The sequence below is a fragment of the Thioalkalivibrio nitratireducens DSM 14787 genome (assembly GCF_000321415.2).
Classification (GTDB): domain Bacteria; phylum Pseudomonadota; class Gammaproteobacteria; order Ectothiorhodospirales; family Ectothiorhodospiraceae; genus Thioalkalivibrio; species Thioalkalivibrio nitratireducens.
The window spans coordinates 3,840,822-3,858,763 of record NC_019902.2 but is presented as its reverse complement, the minus strand read 5'-3'; the positions used below and the strand labels follow the sequence as shown (position 1 = coordinate 3,858,763).

Below are 17,942 nucleotides of genomic sequence, written 5' to 3'. Positions count from 1 at the left end.
TGCGCTGGCCTGATGCTCCCTTGCGAGAGGATAGGGGCTTCAGGCCTGCAGGCCAAACCGCAATCGTCCACTCAGGGGCGGTGGCGGCTCTCGCCGGCGGCGATTCCTCCGGCGATCAGGTGCGCGGCGCGCAGCGGTTCCGGCAATTTGCCGTGGATCTGCAATGCCTCGATCAGAATCCGGGCGCCTTCGGGGTCGAGCCCCTGACGCTGCACCTGCACGCCCGCGATGTGTTCCATCGGTCCAGCCGCCTCGATCAGCCGCCATTTGCGCCGGCCGCCGGGCACATGTTCGAGCAGTGCGCGGCGGATCGCCGCGAGATCCGGGGGGTGGCGCGCCACGACCAGTACCGGCAGACCGGCTTGCCGTTGCAGCGCATCCAGGTCGACTACGTTGAAACCCGCGAACGCGATCCCCTGCAGCAGGATGGCCTGGAGCTGGGGAAAGAATCGCGACTCCACCAGGGAACGGACCAGGCGTTCGGTGGCGTTGATCCCGTCGCGGCGCACGCGAGTCGAGATCACGCCCTCCAGCCGGGTTCCGGCGAAGACCGTCCCGACCACCAGCACGTCGCCCCGATGTGCGCGGGGGAACGGCGCGTCGTCGAAGCCCGCGACATGGGAAATGCGCCGGGTCACGCGCAGATGATGGCCCTGGACCCAGGTGTCATGCTGGCCGGCCGCGCCGGGGCCTGCCATAGGCGGCGCGGAGCTCGTCCTTGGCCCGTTCCAGACACGCCCGACGCTCTTCCGGGAGGTTGCGCCCGGCGCGGTTGATGTAGAAGTTGAGCATCGACATCGCGGATCGGAACGGGGCGGTCTTGCGACGCGCGCTGCGGTCGGCCGAGCGCTTCAGGGACAGCGCGATCTGCCGCGGATCGTCGAGCGTGAAGACCCCGGTTTCGAGGTCGAGCGCATCGCTGTGTTCGGTGACCCTTTGTGACCAGCGGCGTGGCGTTTCCGGGCCCATCGAGGGTGTGGTTCCCCGGCTACTCGACGGTGACCGACTTGGCGAGGTTGCGCGGCTGGTCGACATCGGTGCCTTTCAGCACCGCGGTGTGATAGGCGAGCAGCTGCAGCGGTACCGTGAACAGGATCGGGGCGAGCCAGGGGAACGAATTGCGGCAGGGCAGCCCGATCCAGGCGTCCGCGGTGCTCAATGTCTGCGAGGTCTCGCAGTCGGCGAACACGATCAGTTCGCCCCCGCGCGCCCGTACCTCTTGCAGATTGCTCGCCAGTTTCTCCAGCTGCGGGTCGTTCGGGGCCACCGCGACCACCGGCATGTCGGCGTCGACGAGGGCCAGCGGCCCGTGTTTCAGCTCTCCCGAAGGGTAGGCCTCCGCATGGATGTAGGAGATTTCCTTCAGCTTCAGCGCTCCCTCCAGCGCGATCGGGAAATGCTGGCCTCGACCGAGGAACAGCGCGTGCTGCCGCTCGACCAGTTGTTCGGCCACTTCCGCCACCGCGGCATCGATCGAGAGCACTTCCCGGATCTGTTCGGGGAGCGCGCGCAGCGCCTGCACCCATTCGGCACGCGTGTCCGCATTCATGCGGGTGCCGGGTGCGTGCTCGGCCAGCAGCAGGACGAGCAGGGCCAGCGCTACCAGCTGGGTGGTGAAAGCCTTGGTCGACGCGACACCGATCTCGGGTCCGGCGTGGGTCATCAGCACCAGGTCGGCATTGCGCACCATTGCGCTTTCGGGCACGTTGCAGATCGCCAGACGGGCACAGAACGGTTCCTGCCGGGACTGTTTCAGCACCGCAAGGGTATCGGCGGTCTCGCCGGACTGGGAGATGACCACCAGCAGCGTTCCCGGCTGCACCACGTGCGGACGGTAACGGAACTCGCTGGCCACCTCGACCTGGCAGGGCAGCCCGAGCGTCGCCTCGAGCCAGTAGCGTGCCACCATCCCGGCGTGATAGCTGGTGCCGCAGGCGACGATCTGCACCGCGCGCACCGCGGCGAGTTGGCCCGCGGTGTCTGGTCCGAGCAGGTTCGGCAGCAGCGCCTGCGCCCCGAGGCGGCCCTCGAGTGTTGCGGCAATGGCCTCCGGCTGCTCGTGGATCTCCTTGAGCATGAAGTGCCGGTAGGCGCCGCGGTCCGCGGCCAGCGCCTCCCGGCTGCTCTCCCGCACCGGGCGGTGCACCGGGTGGCCATCGGCGTCGACCACGGTGATCGCGAGGCGTTCGAGCACCGCGAAATCGCCATCCTCCAGATCGACGAAGCGCTGCGTGACCGGGAGCAGCGCCTGGATGTCGGAGGCTGCGAAGTTTTCCCCGATGCCGAGCCCGATCACCAGCGGGCTGCCCTCGCGGGCGAGCACGATGCGCTCGGGGGCCTCACGGTCGATCGCGGCGACGGCGTAGGCCCCGTGAAGCCTGCGTGCGGCCGCGCGCAGTGCGATGAGCAGGTCGCCGCTGCCGTTGCCAAGTTCCTCGCAGATCAGGTGGGCGATCACCTCGGTATCGGTCTCGGAGGTGAAACGGTGGCCGCGCGCTTGCAGCCCGGCGCGAAGTTCTGCGTGGTTCTCGATGATCCCGTTGTGGACCACCGCGATCCGCTCCGCGGAAACGTGGGGATGAGCATTGCCCGAACTCGGCGCGCCGTGCGTCGCCCAGCGGGTATGGGCAATACCCGCGGTTCCCTTCAGGCCGCTCCGCTCGACCGCGTCCGCGAGCGTTGCAACCTTGCCCAGCGTGCGTTCGCGCAGCAGGGCGCCATCGGCCAGTACCGCGACGCCCGCCGAATCATAGCCCCTGTATTCGAGGCTGCGCAGGCCCTCGATCAGGATCGGGACGATGTTCCGCTCGGCGATGCCCGCAACGATGCCACACATAGGACGGAGTCTAGTCCTTTCCGGGCGTGCGCGGGCGCTTGCCGGGTCGGCGCCAGCCTTCCAGCGTCCGCTGCGGTGCGCGGGCAAGCGTCAGCCGCTCGGGCGGTGCGTCGCGGGTCAGCACCGTGCCCGCACCCACGGTGGCGCTGTCCCCGACGCGAACCGGTGCGACCAGCGCCGAGTTCGAGCCGATGAAAGCATCGGCGCCGATGTCGGTCCGATGCTTGTTCGCACCGTCGTAGTTGCAGGTGATCGTGCCCGCACCGATGTTGGCGCGGGCACCGACCGACGCGTCTCCAATGTAGCTGAGGTGGTTCGCCTTCGCACCGGGGCCGAGTACCGCGTTCTTCATCTCGACGAAATTGCCGATTCGGGCCCCCGCCTCGAGACGGGCGCCTGGGCGCAGGCGCGCAAACGGTCCGACATGGCAGCCCGGTCCGACGGTGCAGGACTCGAGCAGCGAGTGGGCGTCGATCACCGCGCCATCGGCGACGGTCACGTCGCGTAACCGGCAGCCCGGACCGATGGTCACCGCCTCGCCCAGGCGCACATCGCCCTCGAGGATCACGTTGGCATCGATGAAACAGTCGCTGCCGAAGGCAAGCGAGCCGCGAAGGTCGAAACGGGCCGGGTCGCTCAGGTGCAGGCCTTCGCGCATGCACCGCTCGGCGCGGGAGCTTTGCAGCAGCCGTTCCTGGGCTGCGAGCTGTACCCGGTCATTGATTCCGAGCACCGCCTCGGGCCGTGTGCTCATCAGCAGCGCGACCGGCCGGTCCTCGCCGCGGGCTTCGGCAACGACGTCGGTCAGGTACCATTCGCCCCGGCGCCGTTCTGCTTCGGCCTCGCCGGCCGCGAGCCAGCGGAGCAGGTCGCGGGCGCCCGCGCAGAGGATGCCGGTATTGATCCTCCGGATCGAGCGCGTCGCCGGGTCCGCGTCCCGTTCCTCGACGATGCGGTCGAGGTGGCCCGGTGGCCGTTCGATCAGCCGCCCGTAGCCGGATGGGTCGTCGACCTCTGCCCCGAGGATCGTCAGCGGGGCGCTGGCATTCAGACAGGACTCGAGGTCGGCGCGCGGTACCAGGGGCACGTCACCGTAGAGCACCAGTACGCGGGAGTCCGGATCCTGGCCGGCGAGCGCGAGATGCACCGCGTGGCCGGTGCCCTTCTGCTCGTGCTGCTCGACGAACCGGACGTCCGCTGCCTGGGCCGCGGCCCGGACCCGCGGCGCTTCGTGCCCGACCACCACCGTGATCGATTGCGGGGCCAGCGTGCGAGCGCGTTCGAGGACATGGGTGATCAGCGGGGCGCCGCCGAGCGGCTGGAGCACCTTGGGCAGCCGGGAACACATGCGCGTACCCTTGCCGGCGGCCAGCACCACGACGTGCAGCGGGCGCGTCATCGCGTCATCCATGCGACGCAGGCGCCGCCCGAAGGCGGCGCAGGGCCGAGATACCGAACGGGCCGGCCACGATCAACTGGAGCGGCGCAGCTTCTGGATCATCTGCAGGCGTGCCGCTGCCTCGACGAGTTCGGCCTGCGCCTTCGCGTAGTCGAACTCGGCCTTGGAATGTGCCAGCGCATCTTCGGCCCGGCGCTTGGCCTCCAGCGCCTCGGCCTCGTCGAGGTCTTTGGCGCGGATCGCGGTATCCGCGAGTACGGTCACCACATACGGCTGGACCTCGATGATCCCGCCGGATACGAACACGTGCTGCGGCTCGCCCTGCTCGGTCTCGCGGATGCGCAGCTCCCCCGGCTTCAGGCGCGCGAGCAGCTGCGTGTGGCGGGGGTAGACGCCGATCTCGCCGAGTTCGGTCGGCGCCGCGATCATGTAGGCCTCGCCGGAGTAGATCGACTCCTCGGCGCTGACGACGTCGACATGGATGGTCATGGCCATGGGGAACGCTCCTTAACGTGACGAGCGCGCGCAGCGCGCACCGGCTCCCCCTCTCCCGCTTGCAGGAGAGGGGTGGGGAGAGGGGGCGGTCACGGTGATGCGCGACCGATTTTCATCTCTCGGATTGGCGTGTATCGCCATGATCGTTACCGTAACGGGCGCGCGTAGCGTGCATCGTGACCGTTCGTCACTTGAGTTTCTCGGCCTTCTCGACGGCTTCTTCAATCGATCCGACCATGTAGAAGGCCTGTTCCGGTAGGTGGTCGTATTCGCCGGAGACGATCGCGTTGAATCCGCGGATGGTGTCCTTCAGCGACACATACTTGCCCGGGGAACCGGTGAAGACCTCGGCAACGAAGAACGGCTGCGACAGAAAGCGCTGAATCTTGCGCGCCCGGGCGACCAGCAGCTTGTCGTCCTCGGACAGTTCGTCCATCCCGAGGATCGCGATGATGTCCTTCAGCTCCTTGTAGCGCTGCAGCGTGTTCTGCACCGCACGGGCGGTATCGTAATGCTCCTGCCCGATGATGTTCGGATCGAGCTGGCGGCTGGTCGAGTCCAGCGGGTCGACGGCGGGGTAGATGCCCAGCTCCGCAATCTGCCGCGACAGCACCACGGTCGCGTCGAGGTGTGCGAAGGTCGTCGCAGGCGACGGGTCGGTGAGGTCGTCCGCCGGCACGTACACGGCCTGGATCGACGTGATCGAGCCCTTCTGGGTCGAGGTGATGCGTTCCTGCAGTACGCCCATCTCCTCGGCCAGCGTCGGCTGGTAACCCACCGCGGAGGGCATGCGCCCGAGCAGCGCCGAGACTTCGGTGCCGGCCAGGGTATAACGGTAGATGTTGTCGATGAACATCAGCACGTCGCGGCCCTCGTCGCGGAAGAACTCGGCCATCGTCAGGCCGGTCAGCGCGACACGCAGACGGTTGCCCGGCGGCTCGTTCATCTGGCCGTAGACCAGCGCCACCTTGTCGAGAACGTTCGACTCCTTCATCTCGTGGTAGAAGTCGTTGCCCTCGCGGGTACGCTCGCCGACGCCGGCAAACACGGAATAGCCGCTGTGTTCGATCGCGATGTTGCGGATCAGCTCCATCATGTTCACGGTCTTGCCGACGCCGGCGCCGCCGAACAGGCCGACCTTGCCGCCCTTCGCAAACGGACAGAGCAGGTCGATGACCTTGATTCCGGTTTCCAGCAGTTCGGTGGAACCCGCCTGCTCGTCGAACGCGGGGGCCGGCCGGTGGATCGACCAGCGGTCCTTCGATTCGACCGGGCCGGCATTGTCGACCGGCTTCCCGAGCACATCCATCACCCGCCCCAGCGTTGCAGTGCCGACCGGGACCTGGATCGCGTCGCCGGTGGAGACGACCTCGGTCTGGCGTTTCAGGCCGTCGGTGCTGCCCATCGCAATGGTGCGCACCACGCCGTCGCCGAGCTGCTGCTGGACTTCGAGCGTCAGGTCATGGTCCTTCAGGCTCAGGGCCTCGTAGACTTTCGGGACGGCGTTGCGCGGAAACTCCACGTCGACCACCGCGCCGATGATTTCGACAATCTTTCCAGAACTCATGTGTTCAATCCTCTAAGTCGCAAATTCTTGTCTGGGCGCGAGGCCGAAGGACAGGACGGGCGGGGCGCGCACTACACCGCGGCGGCGCCGCCGACGATTTCCGAGATCTCCTGGGTGATCGCCGCCTGGCGGGCCTTGTTGTAGATCAGCTGCAGTTCCTTGATCAGCGAACCGGCGTTGTCCGAGGCCGACTTCATCGCAACCATGCGCGCCGCCATCTCGCAGGCCACGTTCTCGACCACCGCCTGGTAGATCATCGACTCGACGTAGCGTTCGAGCAGCGTGTCCAGTACCGGGTGCGTGTCGGGCTCATAGATGTAGTCCCAGTGGTGCTTCAGTTCCCGCTCGTCGCTGGGAGCGGTGGGCAGCATCTGCGACACCACCGGCTTCTGGGTCATCGTGTTCACGAACTTGTTCTCGACCAGCAGGACCCGGTCGATCGTGCCTTCGCGGAAGCGGTCGAGCACTACCTTGATGCCGCCGACCAGGTCGGTCAGACGCGGGCGGTCACCCAGGTGCGTCGCCTCGGCGATGATGTTGCCGCCGAGGCGCTTGAAGAATCCGAGCGCCTTGTTGCCGAACAGGCACAGGTCGACCTCGATGCCCTGATCGCGATAGTGCTTCATCTCCAGCACGGCCTTCTTGAACAGGTTCACGTTCAGGCCGCCGCAGAGCCCGCGGTCGGTCGAGACGATGATCATCGCGACCCGCTTGACCTCGCGCTCGATCATGAACGGATGCTGGTACTCGGCGTTCGCCATCGCGACGTGTCCGATCACGCTGTGGATCTTTCGGGCGTAGGGGCGCGATTCCTCCATCCGCTCCTGGGCCCGCCGCATCTTCGACGCGGCGACCATCTCCATCGCCTTGGTGATCTTCTGAGTACTCTTGATACTCTTGATCTGCGATCGGATTTCCTTTGTGCCCGCCATTGCGTGCTCCCGTTACCAGCTGTGTTTGGCCTTGAACTCTTCAAGGGCCTTGCGCATGCCCGACTCGATCTCGGCGTCGTAGTCGCCGGACTCGTCGATCTTGTCCAGCAGCGCCTTCTGCGACGAGCGGACGTAGTCGAGCAGCGCCTTCTCGAAGCGCACGATCTGGTCAGCGTCGACGTCGTCAAGGAAGCCTTCGTTGGCCGCGAACAGCGAGAACGCCATCTCGCCGATCGAGAGCGGCGAGAACTGCCCCTGCTTCATCAGCTCGGTCACGCGCTTGCCGCGGTCGAGCTGTTTGCGGGTGAGTTCGTCGAGGTCGGAGGCGAACTGCGAGAACGCCGCGAGTTCGCGGTACTGCGCCAGCGCCAGGCGCACGCCGCCGCCGAGCTTCTTGATGATCTTGGTCTGCGCGGCGCCGCCGACGCGCGACACCGAGAGACCGGCATTGATCGCGGGCCGGATACCGGCGTTGAACAAGTCGGTCTCGAGGAAGATCTGACCGTCGGTGATCGAGATCACGTTGGTCGGCACGAACGCGGAGACGTCACCCGCCTGCGTTTCGATGATCGGCAGCGCGGTCAGCGAGCCGGTGCGCCCGGTGACCTCGCCGTGGGTGAACTGCTCGACGTACTCGGGGTTGACCCGAGAGGCCCGTTCGAGCAGGCGCGAATGCAGGTAAAACACGTCGCCGGGATACGCCTCGCGGCCCGGCGGGCGGCGCAGCAGCAGTGACACCTGGCGGTAGGCCCAGGCCTGCTTGGTCAGGTCGTCGTAGACGATCAGCGCGTCTTCGCCACGGTCGCGGAAGTACTCGCCCATCGAGCAGCCGGAGTACGGTGCGATGAACTGCATCGCGGCCGATTCGGAGGCGTTCGCCGCGACGATGATGGTGTGCTCCATCGCCCCGGCATCCTCGAGGCGGCGTACTACGTTGGCGACCGAAGACGCCTTCTGGCCGACGGCCACGTAGATGCACTTCACGCCGGAGCCGATCTGGTTGATGATCGCATCGATGGCCACCGCGGTCTTGCCAGTCTGGCGGTCGCCGATGATCAGTTCGCGCTGGCCGCGGCCGATCGGCACCATCGAATCGATCGCCTTCAGGCCGGTCTGGAGCGGCTGCGACACCGACTGGCGTTCGATCACGCCCGGCGCGATCTTCTCGATCGGCGCGGTCAGATCGGTCGTGACCGGTCCCTTGCCGTCGATCGGCCGGCCGAGTGAGTCGACCACCCGGCCCAGCAGGCCCGGGCCTACCGGTACCTCGAGGATGCGGCCGGTGCAGCGGACCGTATCGCCCTCGGTGATGTGCTTGTAGTCGCCCAGCACGACTGCACCGACCGAGTCGCGCTCGAGGTTCAGTGCCATGCCGTAGGTATCACCGGGGAACTCGATCATCTCGCCCTGCATCACGTCGCCGAGGCCGTGGATGCGGCAGATGCCGTCGGTGAGGCTGACCACGGTGCCCTCGGTGCGGGCTTCCGACCCGGTCTCGAACTTCTCGATGCGCTGCTTGATGAGATCACTGATCTCGGACGGGTTCAGTTGCATGAATGAATTCCTCTTAGCGACTCAAATGTACGGCCAGGCGGTTCAGCTGTCCACGAACCGACCCGTCGATGACCAGATCGCCGGCACGGACCACGACACCGCCGAGCAGGGATGCGTCGACCGAGCAGTCCAGTTCGACCTCGCAGCCCAGGCGCTCGCGCAGCGCGTCGAGAATCTGCTTCTCCTGGGCCTGGGTCACCTTGCGGTACGACACGACCTGCGCGACGACCTTCTTCTCGGTCTCGGCCTTGAGCGCGGCGAACTGTGCGCGCGCTGACGGCAGTGCGGCCAGCCGGCCGCGCTCGGCCAGCAGCCGCAGGAAATTCTGGACCTCGGGACTCAACTGGCCATCCGCGATATCCAGCATCAGTTGCGCCTTGACGCCCCGCTCGACCCGCGGGTCGGCGAGAACGGAGTGCACGCGCTCGTCCTCGGCGATCGCTGCGAGCAGCGCGAGTTCGTCGTCCCAGGCCTGCAGCGCGTCTCGCGACTGCGCCAATTCGAAGGCCGCGCGGGCGTAGGGGCGGGCGACCGGAGTCATGTCGGACATGGGGGCTCCTTACAGCCGTGAAGCCAGATCTTTCAGCAGGTTGCCGTGCGCCTTCGCGTCGATCTCCTTGGACAGGATCTGCTCGGCGCCTTGCACCACGAGCCTGGACAGTTGCTTGCGGAGTTCCTCGCGCGCCCGGTTCATTTCCTGCTCGATGTCGGCCTGGGCGGCTTCCTTGATGCGCTCGCCTTCCTCGCGGGCCGTGGTCTTGCTCTCCTCGACCACCTCGTTGGCACGCTTCTGCGCGGCGGCGAGGATCTCGTTCGCCTGCTGCTTGGCCTGCTTGATGACTTCCTTCGCCCGCTCCTCGGCGAGACGTTGCTCGTTCTGGCCCCGCTCGGCGGCCGCCAGACCGTCGGCGATCTTCTTGCGCCGCGTCTCCAGCGCACCGGACAGCGGCGGCCAGACGTAGCGCATGGTGAACCACACGAATACGCTGAATGCCAGCAACTGGCCGATGATGGTCAGATTGATGTTCATCCTGGTACCTCAGGTTGACGAGTGGTGAGGGGTCCTCGGGACTCGCTCAGCCTCAGCCGCCCAGGGCGAACAGCACGTACAGGCCGATACCGACGCCGATCATCGGGACCGCGTCGGTCAGGCCCATCACGATGAAGAACTGGGTGCGCAGCATCGGGATCAGTTCGGGCTGGCGCGCCGCGCCTTCGAGAAAACGCCCGCCGAGGGTTCCCACGCCGATCGCGGCGCCGACGGCGGCCAGACCCAGGAGCAGGGAGCCAGCCAGGACGATCAGAGCGTTTGCCATTTCCATCGATGTATCTCCAGTCGAGTTTTTGAATCGGTCAGTTGGATTGAGAAGATAGCGAACCCTAGTGGTCTTCGCTGTATGCCATGTCGATGTAGACGACCGTCAGGACCATGAAGATGAAGGCCTGCAACGGTACGACAAGAATATGGAAGATTGCCCAGCCCACGTGCAGCACACCGCCAACCAGTCCCAGCACCAGGCCGGCCGAGTACATCACGCCGATCAGAATGAAGATCATTTCCGCGGCATACAGGTTTCCGAAGAGTCGCAGGGCGAGCGAGACGGGTTTCGCGATCAGGTTGATCGTTTCGAGCACGAAGTTGATCACCCAGAACACCGGCTTGATCACGGTGATGCTGGTCTGGAACGGAATCCCGGTCAGTTCCTTGATGAAGCCGACCGGGCCCTTGATCTTCAGGCTGTAATACAGGATCAGGATGAACACGCCGAGCGCGAGGCCGACGGTCACGTTCACATCGGTGGTCGGCACGATCTTCATGTAGGGCACGCCGGCCAGGTAGGCCAGGTGCGGGACCAGGTCGACTGGCACCAGGTCCATCAGGTTGAGCAGGAACACCCAGATGAAGATCGTCAGCGCCAGCGGCGCGACCATGTCGTTCTTGTGCCGGAACGAACCGCGGACGTTTTCGTCGACGAACTCGACGATCCACTCGACGAAATTCTGCCAGCCGCCGGGTACGCCGGCGGTGACCCGCTTGGCGGCGGCGCGGAACGCCAGGATGAACAGGAGGCCCAGACCGATCGACCAGAGCATCGAGTCGACGTGGATGGCCCAGAAGCCCATCGCGTTGGCCTCGGCGCTGCTCATCGCGAAGCCCAGTCCCGTTTCGGGATGGTAGCCGAAGGTGAGATTGGTCAGATGGTGAGCAATGTGCTCTTCCATGGTGGGCAGTTCGCTTCCTGAAGCCATGCAGTTATCTCTTCATTGCTTGAGCAGAAACCCGGTGCATCCACCACACCGGCACAAGGTGCACTGCCAGGAAGGTGCCGAACAGCACGAAGACCGCCGGATCCTTCACGGTGGCGAACACGAGGCCGAATCCCGCCGCGACCAGGGCGAGGCGCGCCAGTTCGGCACCCATCATACGCGTGGCCAGGCTTCCGGGCTCTGCTGCCTGGTAGCGCCGGAATACCAGCGCAATCGCAAGCAGGTTGCCGGCACTGGCAATGGTGCCGCCGAGCAGGGCCGCGAGGGCGGGCCCCGAGCCGAACGGCAGGAGGGCTGCCGAGACGATCAGCGTCAACGCGAGCTGCAATCCAAGCGACTGCACTGCGGGCGTGGCGGTCTGTGGCGTCATGCGATGGACGCGGTCAGGCGCGCGCCCCTCCCCGAAAAAGTGCGCGAAGTATAAGAGGGGCCTAATGATCAGGTCAAACCCGCAGCGCCCGGGGGCGGGGTGTTGGCGGGGGGGCGTTTCCGGACCCGCTCGACCCTTACCTCGGTGCTCTGCGGCGGCCACGGATGGCCGCCGACGGTCCGGAAACGCCCCCCCGCCAACACCCCTCAGGCTTCGGGGGCAGGGTCCCCCCAGAATACTTGCTCCGGAGGAGCGGACATGGTCGGGTGCCCCTGAAGCACGCAGAGCGAGATCTCCGCAAACCCCGGCGCTGGCGGCCCGAGTGGGCACCACCCACGGGGGGCATGCGGAATCAATGAATGTGGGCGAGGATGCCATCGAGTTCGTCCAGGCTGTTGTACTCGATGACCAGGCGTCCCTTGCCTGCCCGGTTGTAGCGTACCTGCACCGCCGCTCCGAGGGTGTCCGACAGCCGGGTCTCGAGTTGTCGCACCTCCGGCAGCGTGCGCGGTGCGGGAGCCGGTGTGGCGGGTTCGGCCAGCAGGCGACGCACGAGCCGCTCGGCGTCGCGTACCGAGAGCTGCCGCTTCACGATCAGTTCTGCCGCGTGGGGCTGGCGCTCCGGTGGCAGCGCGAGCAGGCAGCGGGCGTGGCCCATCTCGAGTTCGCGCCGGTTCACCCGGTCCTTTACGGTGTCGTGCAGTTCGAGCAGCCGCAGCAGATTCGTCACCGCGGTGCGGGAGCGGCCCACCGCGTCCGCCGCGGTCTGGTGTGTCATCTCGAACTCGCCGATCAGCCGGCGGATCGCCTCGGCCTCTTCCAGCGGGTTCAAGTTCTCGCGCTGGATGTTCTCGATCAGTGCCATCGCCGCGGCAGCCTGGTCCGGGAGGTCGCGGACCACCGCCGGGATGGTCTCGAGCCCGGCCATCTGCGCTGCGCGCCAGCGGCGTTCGCCGGCGATCAGCTCGTAGCCGTCGCCGATGCGGCGGACCACGATCGGCTGCACGATTCCCTGGGAGCGGATGGATGTCGCGAGCTCCTCCAGCGCCTCGGTGGCCATGTGTACCCGGGGCTGGTAACGGCCTCTGCGCACCTGCTCGATCGGCAGATGTTCCAGCCTGTCCTGATCCGGTTCCGGGCTTTCGTTGCCGCTGAGCAGGGCTTCGAGTCCGCGTCCGAGACCACTTCTGCGTTTGACCATCGTGCCTCTTCCCGACAGGCGGTGCGTTCGTGCCGCCTAGATAACCATTTTTCCAGGTCGCCCGCGGGGCCCGGTCAGATTCCGGCGGGCGAGGAACTTCCGCTTCCGGGGCGGCGCAGCATCTCCCCGGCAAGTGCCAGATAGGCCACCGCCCCGCGCGAGCTGGCATCATACAGCAAGGCCGGCTGACCGAAGCTCGGCGCCTCGGCAAGGCGGACGTTGCGTGGCACGATGGTCCGGAACACGCGCTCGCCGAAGTGCCCGAGCAGTTGATCGGAGACCTCGCCGGACAGCCGGTTGCGCGGATCGAACATCGTGCGCAGCAGCCCGGCAATGCGCAGCCGGGGGTTCGGGCCGCGCTGGATGCTCTCGATCGTTCCCATCAGTGCGGTCAGCCCTTCCAGCGCGTAATACTCGCACTGCATCGGGATCAGTACGCCGTCGGCCGCGACCAGCGCGTTCACGGTCAGCAGGTTCAGGGACGGCGGGCAGTCGATGAGTACGTGCTGGTAGTCGGAACTCGAGGCCTCGAGCATTTCGCGCAGCCGGAACTCGCGGCGCTCCATCGTCATCAGCCGTACCTCGGCCAGGGTCAGGTCGCCGTTGGCCGGCACCAGATCGAACCCCGAATCCACCCGGTGGACACAGGTAGCGAGCGTTTCTTCGCCCAGCAGCAGCTCGCAGCTCGTCGGGCCCTGACCGTGCTTGTCGTGCCCGCTACCCGTGGTTGCGTTGCCTTGAGGATCCAGGTCGATCACCAGCACCCGCCGTCCGAGCCGCACCAGCGAGGCGGCCAGATTCACGCAGGTGGTGGTCTTGCCGACCCCGCCCTTCTGATTCGTGATGGCCAAGGTCTGAGTCACGCGATTTCTCTCTCGATGATGGCAATGTGCCGGCTGGCCGCTGATCCGGGAATGCTAACCGGTACGATGTCGCGATACGACCACCCTTCGGGCAGGGCGGTATGTGCGGCCCCGGGCTGGCCGAGCATCGCCAGCATCCTCCCGCCGGGTTCCACGCGGTGACCCGCCCGGCGCACGAACTCCGGGGGCGCCGCGAAAGCCCGCGACACCACGGTAGCAAAACCGCGCTCCGGCCGCAGGTCCTCGATGCGTGCGTGAACCGCGGTGACGTGCGGCAGCGCGAGTGCCGCAATCGCCGCCCTCAGGAAGCGCACGCGCTTCGCAGCGGCGTCCACCAGCAGGTATTCCCGTTTCCGGTCGGCCAGCGCCAGCACGAGGCCCGGAAGCCCGGCGCCACTGCCGACGTCCAGCACCCGGTCGCCGTGCAGCCAGGGCAGCAGCGTCAGGCTGTCGACGACGTGGCGGTCGAGCATTGCCTGCGCACCCTTTACGGCGGTGAGGTTGTGCACCCGGTTCCAGCGCTCGAGCAGTTCGAGATAGCGTACGACGCCCGGAATCCACGCCGGGTCGACGCCCCGCGCCGCACAGGCCGCGGTCAGTGCCGCGGCAGTTGGTTCAGGCACGGGCAGCGTGCTGCTTCAGGTGAACGGCGAGCGCCGAGAGCGCGGCCGGTGTGACCCCGGGGATGCGCTGCGCCTGTCCAAGCGTGTGCGGCCGGAAGCTCGTCAGCTTCTGTCGGATCTCGGTGGACAGGCCGTGCACACGCTCGTAGTCGATGTCCGCCGGCAGCGCGGTGGTCTCGAAGCGGTCCTGGCGCCGAATCTCTTCCATTTGCCGCTCGATGTAGCCCGCGTACTTCGCCTGGATCTCGACCTGTTCGGCCACCGAGTCGGGGATGTCCACTGCAAGTTCCGGAAGTCGGGTCATCAGGCCTTCGAAATCCACCTGGGGTCGGCGCAGCAGGTCCATCAGCGTTGCGTCTTCGGGGCGTCCGCCGAGATATTCGGTCAGTTCCGCATCGTCGCGCCGCGCGCGGTCGACGCGCAGCGACGAAAGGCGCTCCTGTTCCGCCTCGATCGCCCGCGCCCGTTCGCTGAAGGTCTGCCAGCGGCGGTCGTCGACCAGGCCCAGTTCGCGCCCGCGCGGGGTCAGGCGCAGGTCGGCATTGTCCTCGCGCAGCAGCAGGCGATACTCGGCGCGCGAGGTGAACATCCGGTAGGGCTCGTTGGTGCCGCGGGTCACCAGGTCGTCGATCAGCACGCCGATGTAGCCGTCGGCGCGACCGGGTGTCCAGGGAGGGGCCTCGCGGACCGCGCGCGCCGCGTTCAGTCCGGCGATCAGGCCCTGTGCGGCGGCCTCCTCATAGCCGGTGGTGCCATTGATCTGGCCCGCGAAGAACAGGTTCGGAACGTCGCGCGTGGCCAGCGACGGCAACAGGCCCCGCGGGTCGAAGTAGTCGTATTCGATCGCGTAGCCCGGGCGGGTCAGGTGGGCGTCGGCGAATCCTGGCAGGCTTTGCACCACCTGGACCTGCACCGCGTAGGGCAGGCTGGTGGAAATCCCGTTCGGGTACAGCTCCTCGGTGTCCAGTCCCTCGGGCTCCACGAACACCTGGTGGCTGGCCTTGTCGGCGAAGCGCACGACCTTGTCCTCGATCGACGGGCAGTAGCGCGGGCCAGTGCCCTCGATCTCCCCGCTGTACATCGGAGCTTGGTGCAGGTTGGCGCGGATCAGGTCGTGGGTTCGCTCGGTCGTGCGCGCGATGTGGCACAGCCGCTGCCTCGGGTGCTGGCCGCGGTCGCCGAGGAACGAGAACACCGGCCGGGGTTCGTCGCCGGGCTGGGGTGCGAGCGCGGAGAAATCCACCGTACGTCCGTCGATCCGCGGCGGTGTCCCGGTCTTCAGGCGGCCGACCGCGAAAGCCATTTCGCGCAACCGCGCCGCGAGTCTTACGCTCGGGGGGTCGCCGGCACGACCGCCCGGGTGCTTTTCGGGGCCGATGTGGATGCGGCCGTTCAGGAAGGTGCCCACGGTCAGGACGACCGCCCGCGCCTCGAAGGTCAGGCCGGCCTCGGTGACCACGCCGGTCGCGCGGTTGCCCTGCATGCGGATGTCGGCGACCGCTTGCTGGAAGATCCGCAGGTTCGGCTGGGCGTCGACAATCCGCCGCATCGCCTGCCGGTAGCGCTGGCGGTCGGCCTGGGCCCGGGTTGCGCGCACCGCCGGTCCCTTGCGCCGGTTCAGCACGCGGAAGTGGATGCCGGCGCGGTCCGCGGCCTCGGCCATCGCGCCGCCGAGCGCGTCGATTTCGCGCACCAGGTGACCCTTGCCGATGCCGCCGATTGCCGGGTTGCAGCTCATCTGGCCGATGGTCTCGATGTTGTGGGTCAGCAGCAGGGTGCGCGCGCCGGTGCGCGCGGCCGCGAGCGCGGCTTCGGTGCCGGCGTGGCCGCCGCCGATCACGATCACGTCGAAGGGATTGCGCATGGTGCCGAGGAATACCGGGGTCGATTCGGCGCACAGTGTAGCAGCAGCGGCGTAAGACGTTGAATTGCCCTGCTGGTCCTGGCGGGGATTTCCGATGGGGAGTGGGGGGTGGGGAGTGGGGGGTGGGGAGTGGGGATGGGCGCCGGTGCCCCGACTTTCCTGTATGCGGTGCGGGCGGCTGGCGGCGATCCCGGGTTTCCGGGTATGTTCGCGGGCCATGAGCATACCCACCGTACCCGCGTCGCTCCGCCGCCTGGCCGGCAGGGCGATCGCGGATTTCGCAATGATTCGTTCGGGCGACCGGATCCTGGTCGGCCTGTCCGGCGGCAAGGATTCCCTCACGCTGTTGTGGCTGCTGCACGACCTGGCCCGTCGCGCGCCGGTGCGTTTCGAGGTCGGTGCGGTGACCATCGATCCCGAGATCCCGGGGTTCGAGCCCGGGCGGCTGCGCGACTACCTCGGGGCTTTCAGTATCCCGTATTTCTTCGTGTCCGAACCGATCGCGGACCTGGCCGGCAGGCACATGGGCAAGGATTCGTTCTGCGCGTTCTGTGCGCGCATGAAACGCGGCCTGATGTACCGCACCGCGCGCCAGCGTGGCTACAATGTGGTCGCGCTCGGCCAGCACCTGGACGACCTTGCCGAGAGTTTCCTGATGAGCGCGTTTCACGGTGGGCAGTTGCGCACGATGAAGGCGCATTACCGAATCGACGCGGGTGACCTGCGGGTGATCCGGCCTTTGGTCTACGTGCGTGAGCGCCAGACGCGCGACTTCGCCCGGACCGCGGGGTTGCCTGTGATCGCCGACAACTGTCCCGCCTGCTTCGCGATGCCGACCCAGCGCGAGCACATGAAGGCGCTGCTGGCGCGCGAGGAGGCGCAGCACCCGCGCCTGTTCCGCAACCTGCGCACGGCGCTCGATCCGCTGATGCGCGAGGGGCTGCCGGACGCATGGGAGGCAACGCAGCACGCGGGGTCACGGTCCGCGCCGGCAGGCGGCGCGGGTCCGGAGGGCGTGGCATGACGCGCCCGGCCCAGGCGGGGCACCGCCCGTGACGGTCCGGCGCGGGCGGCGGATCCGGGACCGGCTGCTCGGACTCGGGCTGCGCCTGCTGGCTGCGCTGCCCCTGCGCGCAAACCACGCGTTTGGCGGCGCGCTGGGCTGGATCGCCTGGGTGCTGCCGACGCGGATGGCACGGGTCGCGCGGATCAATCTCGAACTCTGCTTTCCCGAGCAGACGCCGGCCTGGAGGCGGCGGGTCGGGCGTCGCTCGATGATGGAAATGGGCAAGGCACTGACCGAGGCGCCCTGGCTCTGGCGAGCCGGGCCCGAGCGGCTACGGGCATTGTCCCCGTTCAAAACCGAATGCGACCTGTCGGCCACGCGCCCGCCGGGGCAGGCGCTGTTCCTGGTGGCGCCGCACCTCGGCTCGTGGGAATTCGCCGGGCTGCACGCAGCGAGTTATGGCCCGATGACCAGCCTCTACAGCCCGTTGCGGCAGCAGGAGATCGACCGCTGGATCCGCGAGGCCCGGGCTTCGACCGGCGCGAGCCTGGCCCCGGCGACCCGGGAGGGGCTGCGCCAGCTGCAGGCCGCGCGCGACCGGGGCGAGATGATCGGCCTGCTGCCGGACCAGAGCCCGCGCCGCGCTACCGGCGTGTATGCGCCGTTCTTCGGGCACCCGGCGCTGACGATGACGCTGCTGCCGCGCCTGCTGCGGGGGCGCAGCGATCGCGTGGTGTTCGCGTTCGCCGAGCGCCTGCCGCGCGGTTCCGGATACCGCTACCGCGAGATCGAGGCGGGTCCCGAGGTCGCGGACCCTGAACCGCAACGCGCGGCCGCAGCGATCAACCGCCTGGTCGAGGCACTCGTGCGCCAGTGCCCCGAACAGTACAACTGGGCCTACAAGCGTCTCAGCCCCGCGCCGGAAGGTCAGCCTGACCCATACCATCGCTGACCACCCTGTCGG

19 protein-coding genes are annotated in these 17,942 nt (G+C 67.5%); 2 read left to right on the top strand and 17 right to left on the bottom strand.

All coding sequences use genetic code 11. The annotated features are described in order from the left end of the window. Window positions 1-71 precede the first annotated feature (71 nt). The 17 genes from TVNIR_RS17650 to mnmG all read right to left on the bottom strand — a co-directional run bounded on the left by TVNIR_RS17650 (window position 72) and on the right by mnmG (window position 15,972). Entirely contained in the window at window positions 72-638 is a 567-nt protein-coding gene (locus TVNIR_RS17650) for an endonuclease dU (RefSeq protein WP_043740893.1), read from the bottom strand. A gap of 28 nt (window positions 639-666) precedes the next feature. Further along, window positions 667-969, bottom strand: coding sequence for a DUF3175 domain-containing protein (locus TVNIR_RS17645; protein ID WP_015260440.1), 303 nt, complete (start codon window positions 967-969; stop codon window positions 667-669). A gap of 19 nt (window positions 970-988) precedes the next feature. After that, window positions 989-2,836 carry a glutamine--fructose-6-phosphate transaminase (isomerizing) gene (glmS, locus tag TVNIR_RS17640; protein ID WP_015260439.1) on the bottom strand — a complete coding sequence of 616 codons (1,848 nt, stop codon included), beginning with the start codon at window positions 2,834-2,836 and terminating at the stop codon, window positions 989-991. A gap of 10 nt (window positions 2,837-2,846) precedes the next feature. Continuing rightward, window positions 2,847-4,235 (bottom strand): bifunctional UDP-N-acetylglucosamine diphosphorylase/glucosamine-1-phosphate N-acetyltransferase GlmU, encoded by a 1,389-nt coding sequence (gene glmU / locus TVNIR_RS17635; RefSeq protein WP_015260438.1) that lies wholly within the window; start codon window positions 4,233-4,235, stop codon window positions 2,847-2,849. Window positions 4,236-4,307: 72 nt separating this feature from the next. Continuing rightward, window positions 4,308-4,730 (bottom strand): F0F1 ATP synthase subunit epsilon, encoded by a 423-nt coding sequence (locus TVNIR_RS17630; protein ID WP_015260437.1) that lies wholly within the window; start codon window positions 4,728-4,730, stop codon window positions 4,308-4,310. A gap of 187 nt (window positions 4,731-4,917) precedes the next feature. Beyond that, a complete protein-coding gene (atpD, locus tag TVNIR_RS17625; RefSeq protein WP_015260436.1) occupies window positions 4,918-6,297 on the bottom strand; it encodes a F0F1 ATP synthase subunit beta in 1,380 nt (459 codons plus the stop codon). Between the two features lie 71 nt (window positions 6,298-6,368). Beyond that, window positions 6,369-7,229 (bottom strand): F0F1 ATP synthase subunit gamma, encoded by an 861-nt coding sequence (atpG, locus tag TVNIR_RS17620; RefSeq protein ID WP_015260435.1) that lies wholly within the window; start codon window positions 7,227-7,229, stop codon window positions 6,369-6,371. A 12-nt stretch (window positions 7,230-7,241) separates the two neighbouring features. Continuing rightward, window positions 7,242-8,783: a F0F1 ATP synthase subunit alpha gene (gene atpA, locus TVNIR_RS17615; protein ID WP_015260434.1), complete on the bottom strand. Its 1,542-nt coding sequence runs from the start codon at window positions 8,781-8,783 to the stop codon at window positions 7,242-7,244. A gap of 13 nt (window positions 8,784-8,796) precedes the next feature. Next, a complete protein-coding gene (locus tag TVNIR_RS17610; RefSeq protein WP_015260433.1) occupies window positions 8,797-9,333 on the bottom strand; it encodes a F0F1 ATP synthase subunit delta in 537 nt (178 codons plus the stop codon). A 9-nt stretch (window positions 9,334-9,342) separates the two neighbouring features. Next, on the bottom strand, window positions 9,343-9,813 hold the full coding sequence (locus tag TVNIR_RS17605) for a F0F1 ATP synthase subunit B (protein WP_015260432.1): 471 nt from the start codon (window positions 9,811-9,813) through the stop codon (window positions 9,343-9,345). A gap of 52 nt (window positions 9,814-9,865) precedes the next feature. Continuing rightward, window positions 9,866-10,105, bottom strand: a complete 240-nt coding sequence (atpE, locus tag TVNIR_RS17600; protein WP_006746696.1) for a F0F1 ATP synthase subunit C — start codon at window positions 10,103-10,105, stop codon at window positions 9,866-9,868. Between the two features lie 58 nt (window positions 10,106-10,163). Then, window positions 10,164-11,006, bottom strand: coding sequence for a F0F1 ATP synthase subunit A (atpB, locus tag TVNIR_RS17595; RefSeq protein WP_043739913.1), 843 nt, complete (start codon window positions 11,004-11,006; stop codon window positions 10,164-10,166). A gap of 31 nt (window positions 11,007-11,037) precedes the next feature. Then, a complete protein-coding gene (locus tag TVNIR_RS17590; RefSeq protein ID WP_043739912.1) occupies window positions 11,038-11,421 on the bottom strand; it encodes an ATP synthase subunit I in 384 nt (127 codons plus the stop codon). Between the two features lie 352 nt (window positions 11,422-11,773). After that, the gene (locus tag TVNIR_RS17585; RefSeq protein WP_015260429.1) at window positions 11,774-12,622 is read right to left on the bottom strand and encodes a ParB/RepB/Spo0J family partition protein; all 849 of its coding nucleotides are present in this window, start codon (window positions 12,620-12,622) and stop codon (window positions 11,774-11,776) included. A gap of 74 nt (window positions 12,623-12,696) precedes the next feature. Further along, the gene (locus TVNIR_RS17580) at window positions 12,697-13,485 is read right to left on the bottom strand and encodes a ParA family protein (RefSeq protein ID WP_015260428.1); all 789 of its coding nucleotides are present in this window, start codon (window positions 13,483-13,485) and stop codon (window positions 12,697-12,699) included. After that, a complete protein-coding gene (gene rsmG, locus TVNIR_RS17575) occupies window positions 13,482-14,108 on the bottom strand; it encodes a 16S rRNA (guanine(527)-N(7))-methyltransferase RsmG (protein ID WP_015260427.1) in 627 nt (208 codons plus the stop codon). Before rsmG ends, TVNIR_RS17580 begins: the two co-directional genes overlap by 4 nt. Next, complete coding sequence (mnmG, locus tag TVNIR_RS17570; protein WP_015260426.1) at window positions 14,101-15,972, bottom strand: tRNA uridine-5-carboxymethylaminomethyl(34) synthesis enzyme MnmG; 1,872 nt, start codon at window positions 15,970-15,972, stop codon at window positions 14,101-14,103. Before mnmG ends, rsmG begins: the two co-directional genes overlap by 8 nt. Window positions 15,973-16,189: 217 nt before the next feature. On the opposite strand from mnmG, the gene TVNIR_RS17565 reads away from it, so the two are divergent. Both TVNIR_RS17565 and TVNIR_RS17560 read left to right on the top strand, forming a co-directional pair. Then, window positions 16,190-16,996, top strand: a complete 807-nt coding sequence (locus TVNIR_RS17565; protein ID WP_043740888.1) for a tRNA 2-thiocytidine biosynthesis TtcA family protein — start codon at window positions 16,190-16,192, stop codon at window positions 16,994-16,996. A 28-nt stretch (window positions 16,997-17,024) separates the two neighbouring features. After that, the gene (locus tag TVNIR_RS17560; protein WP_015260424.1) at window positions 17,025-17,930 is read left to right on the top strand and encodes a lysophospholipid acyltransferase family protein; all 906 of its coding nucleotides are present in this window, start codon (window positions 17,025-17,027) and stop codon (window positions 17,928-17,930) included. Window positions 17,931-17,942: the final 12 nt, after the last annotated feature.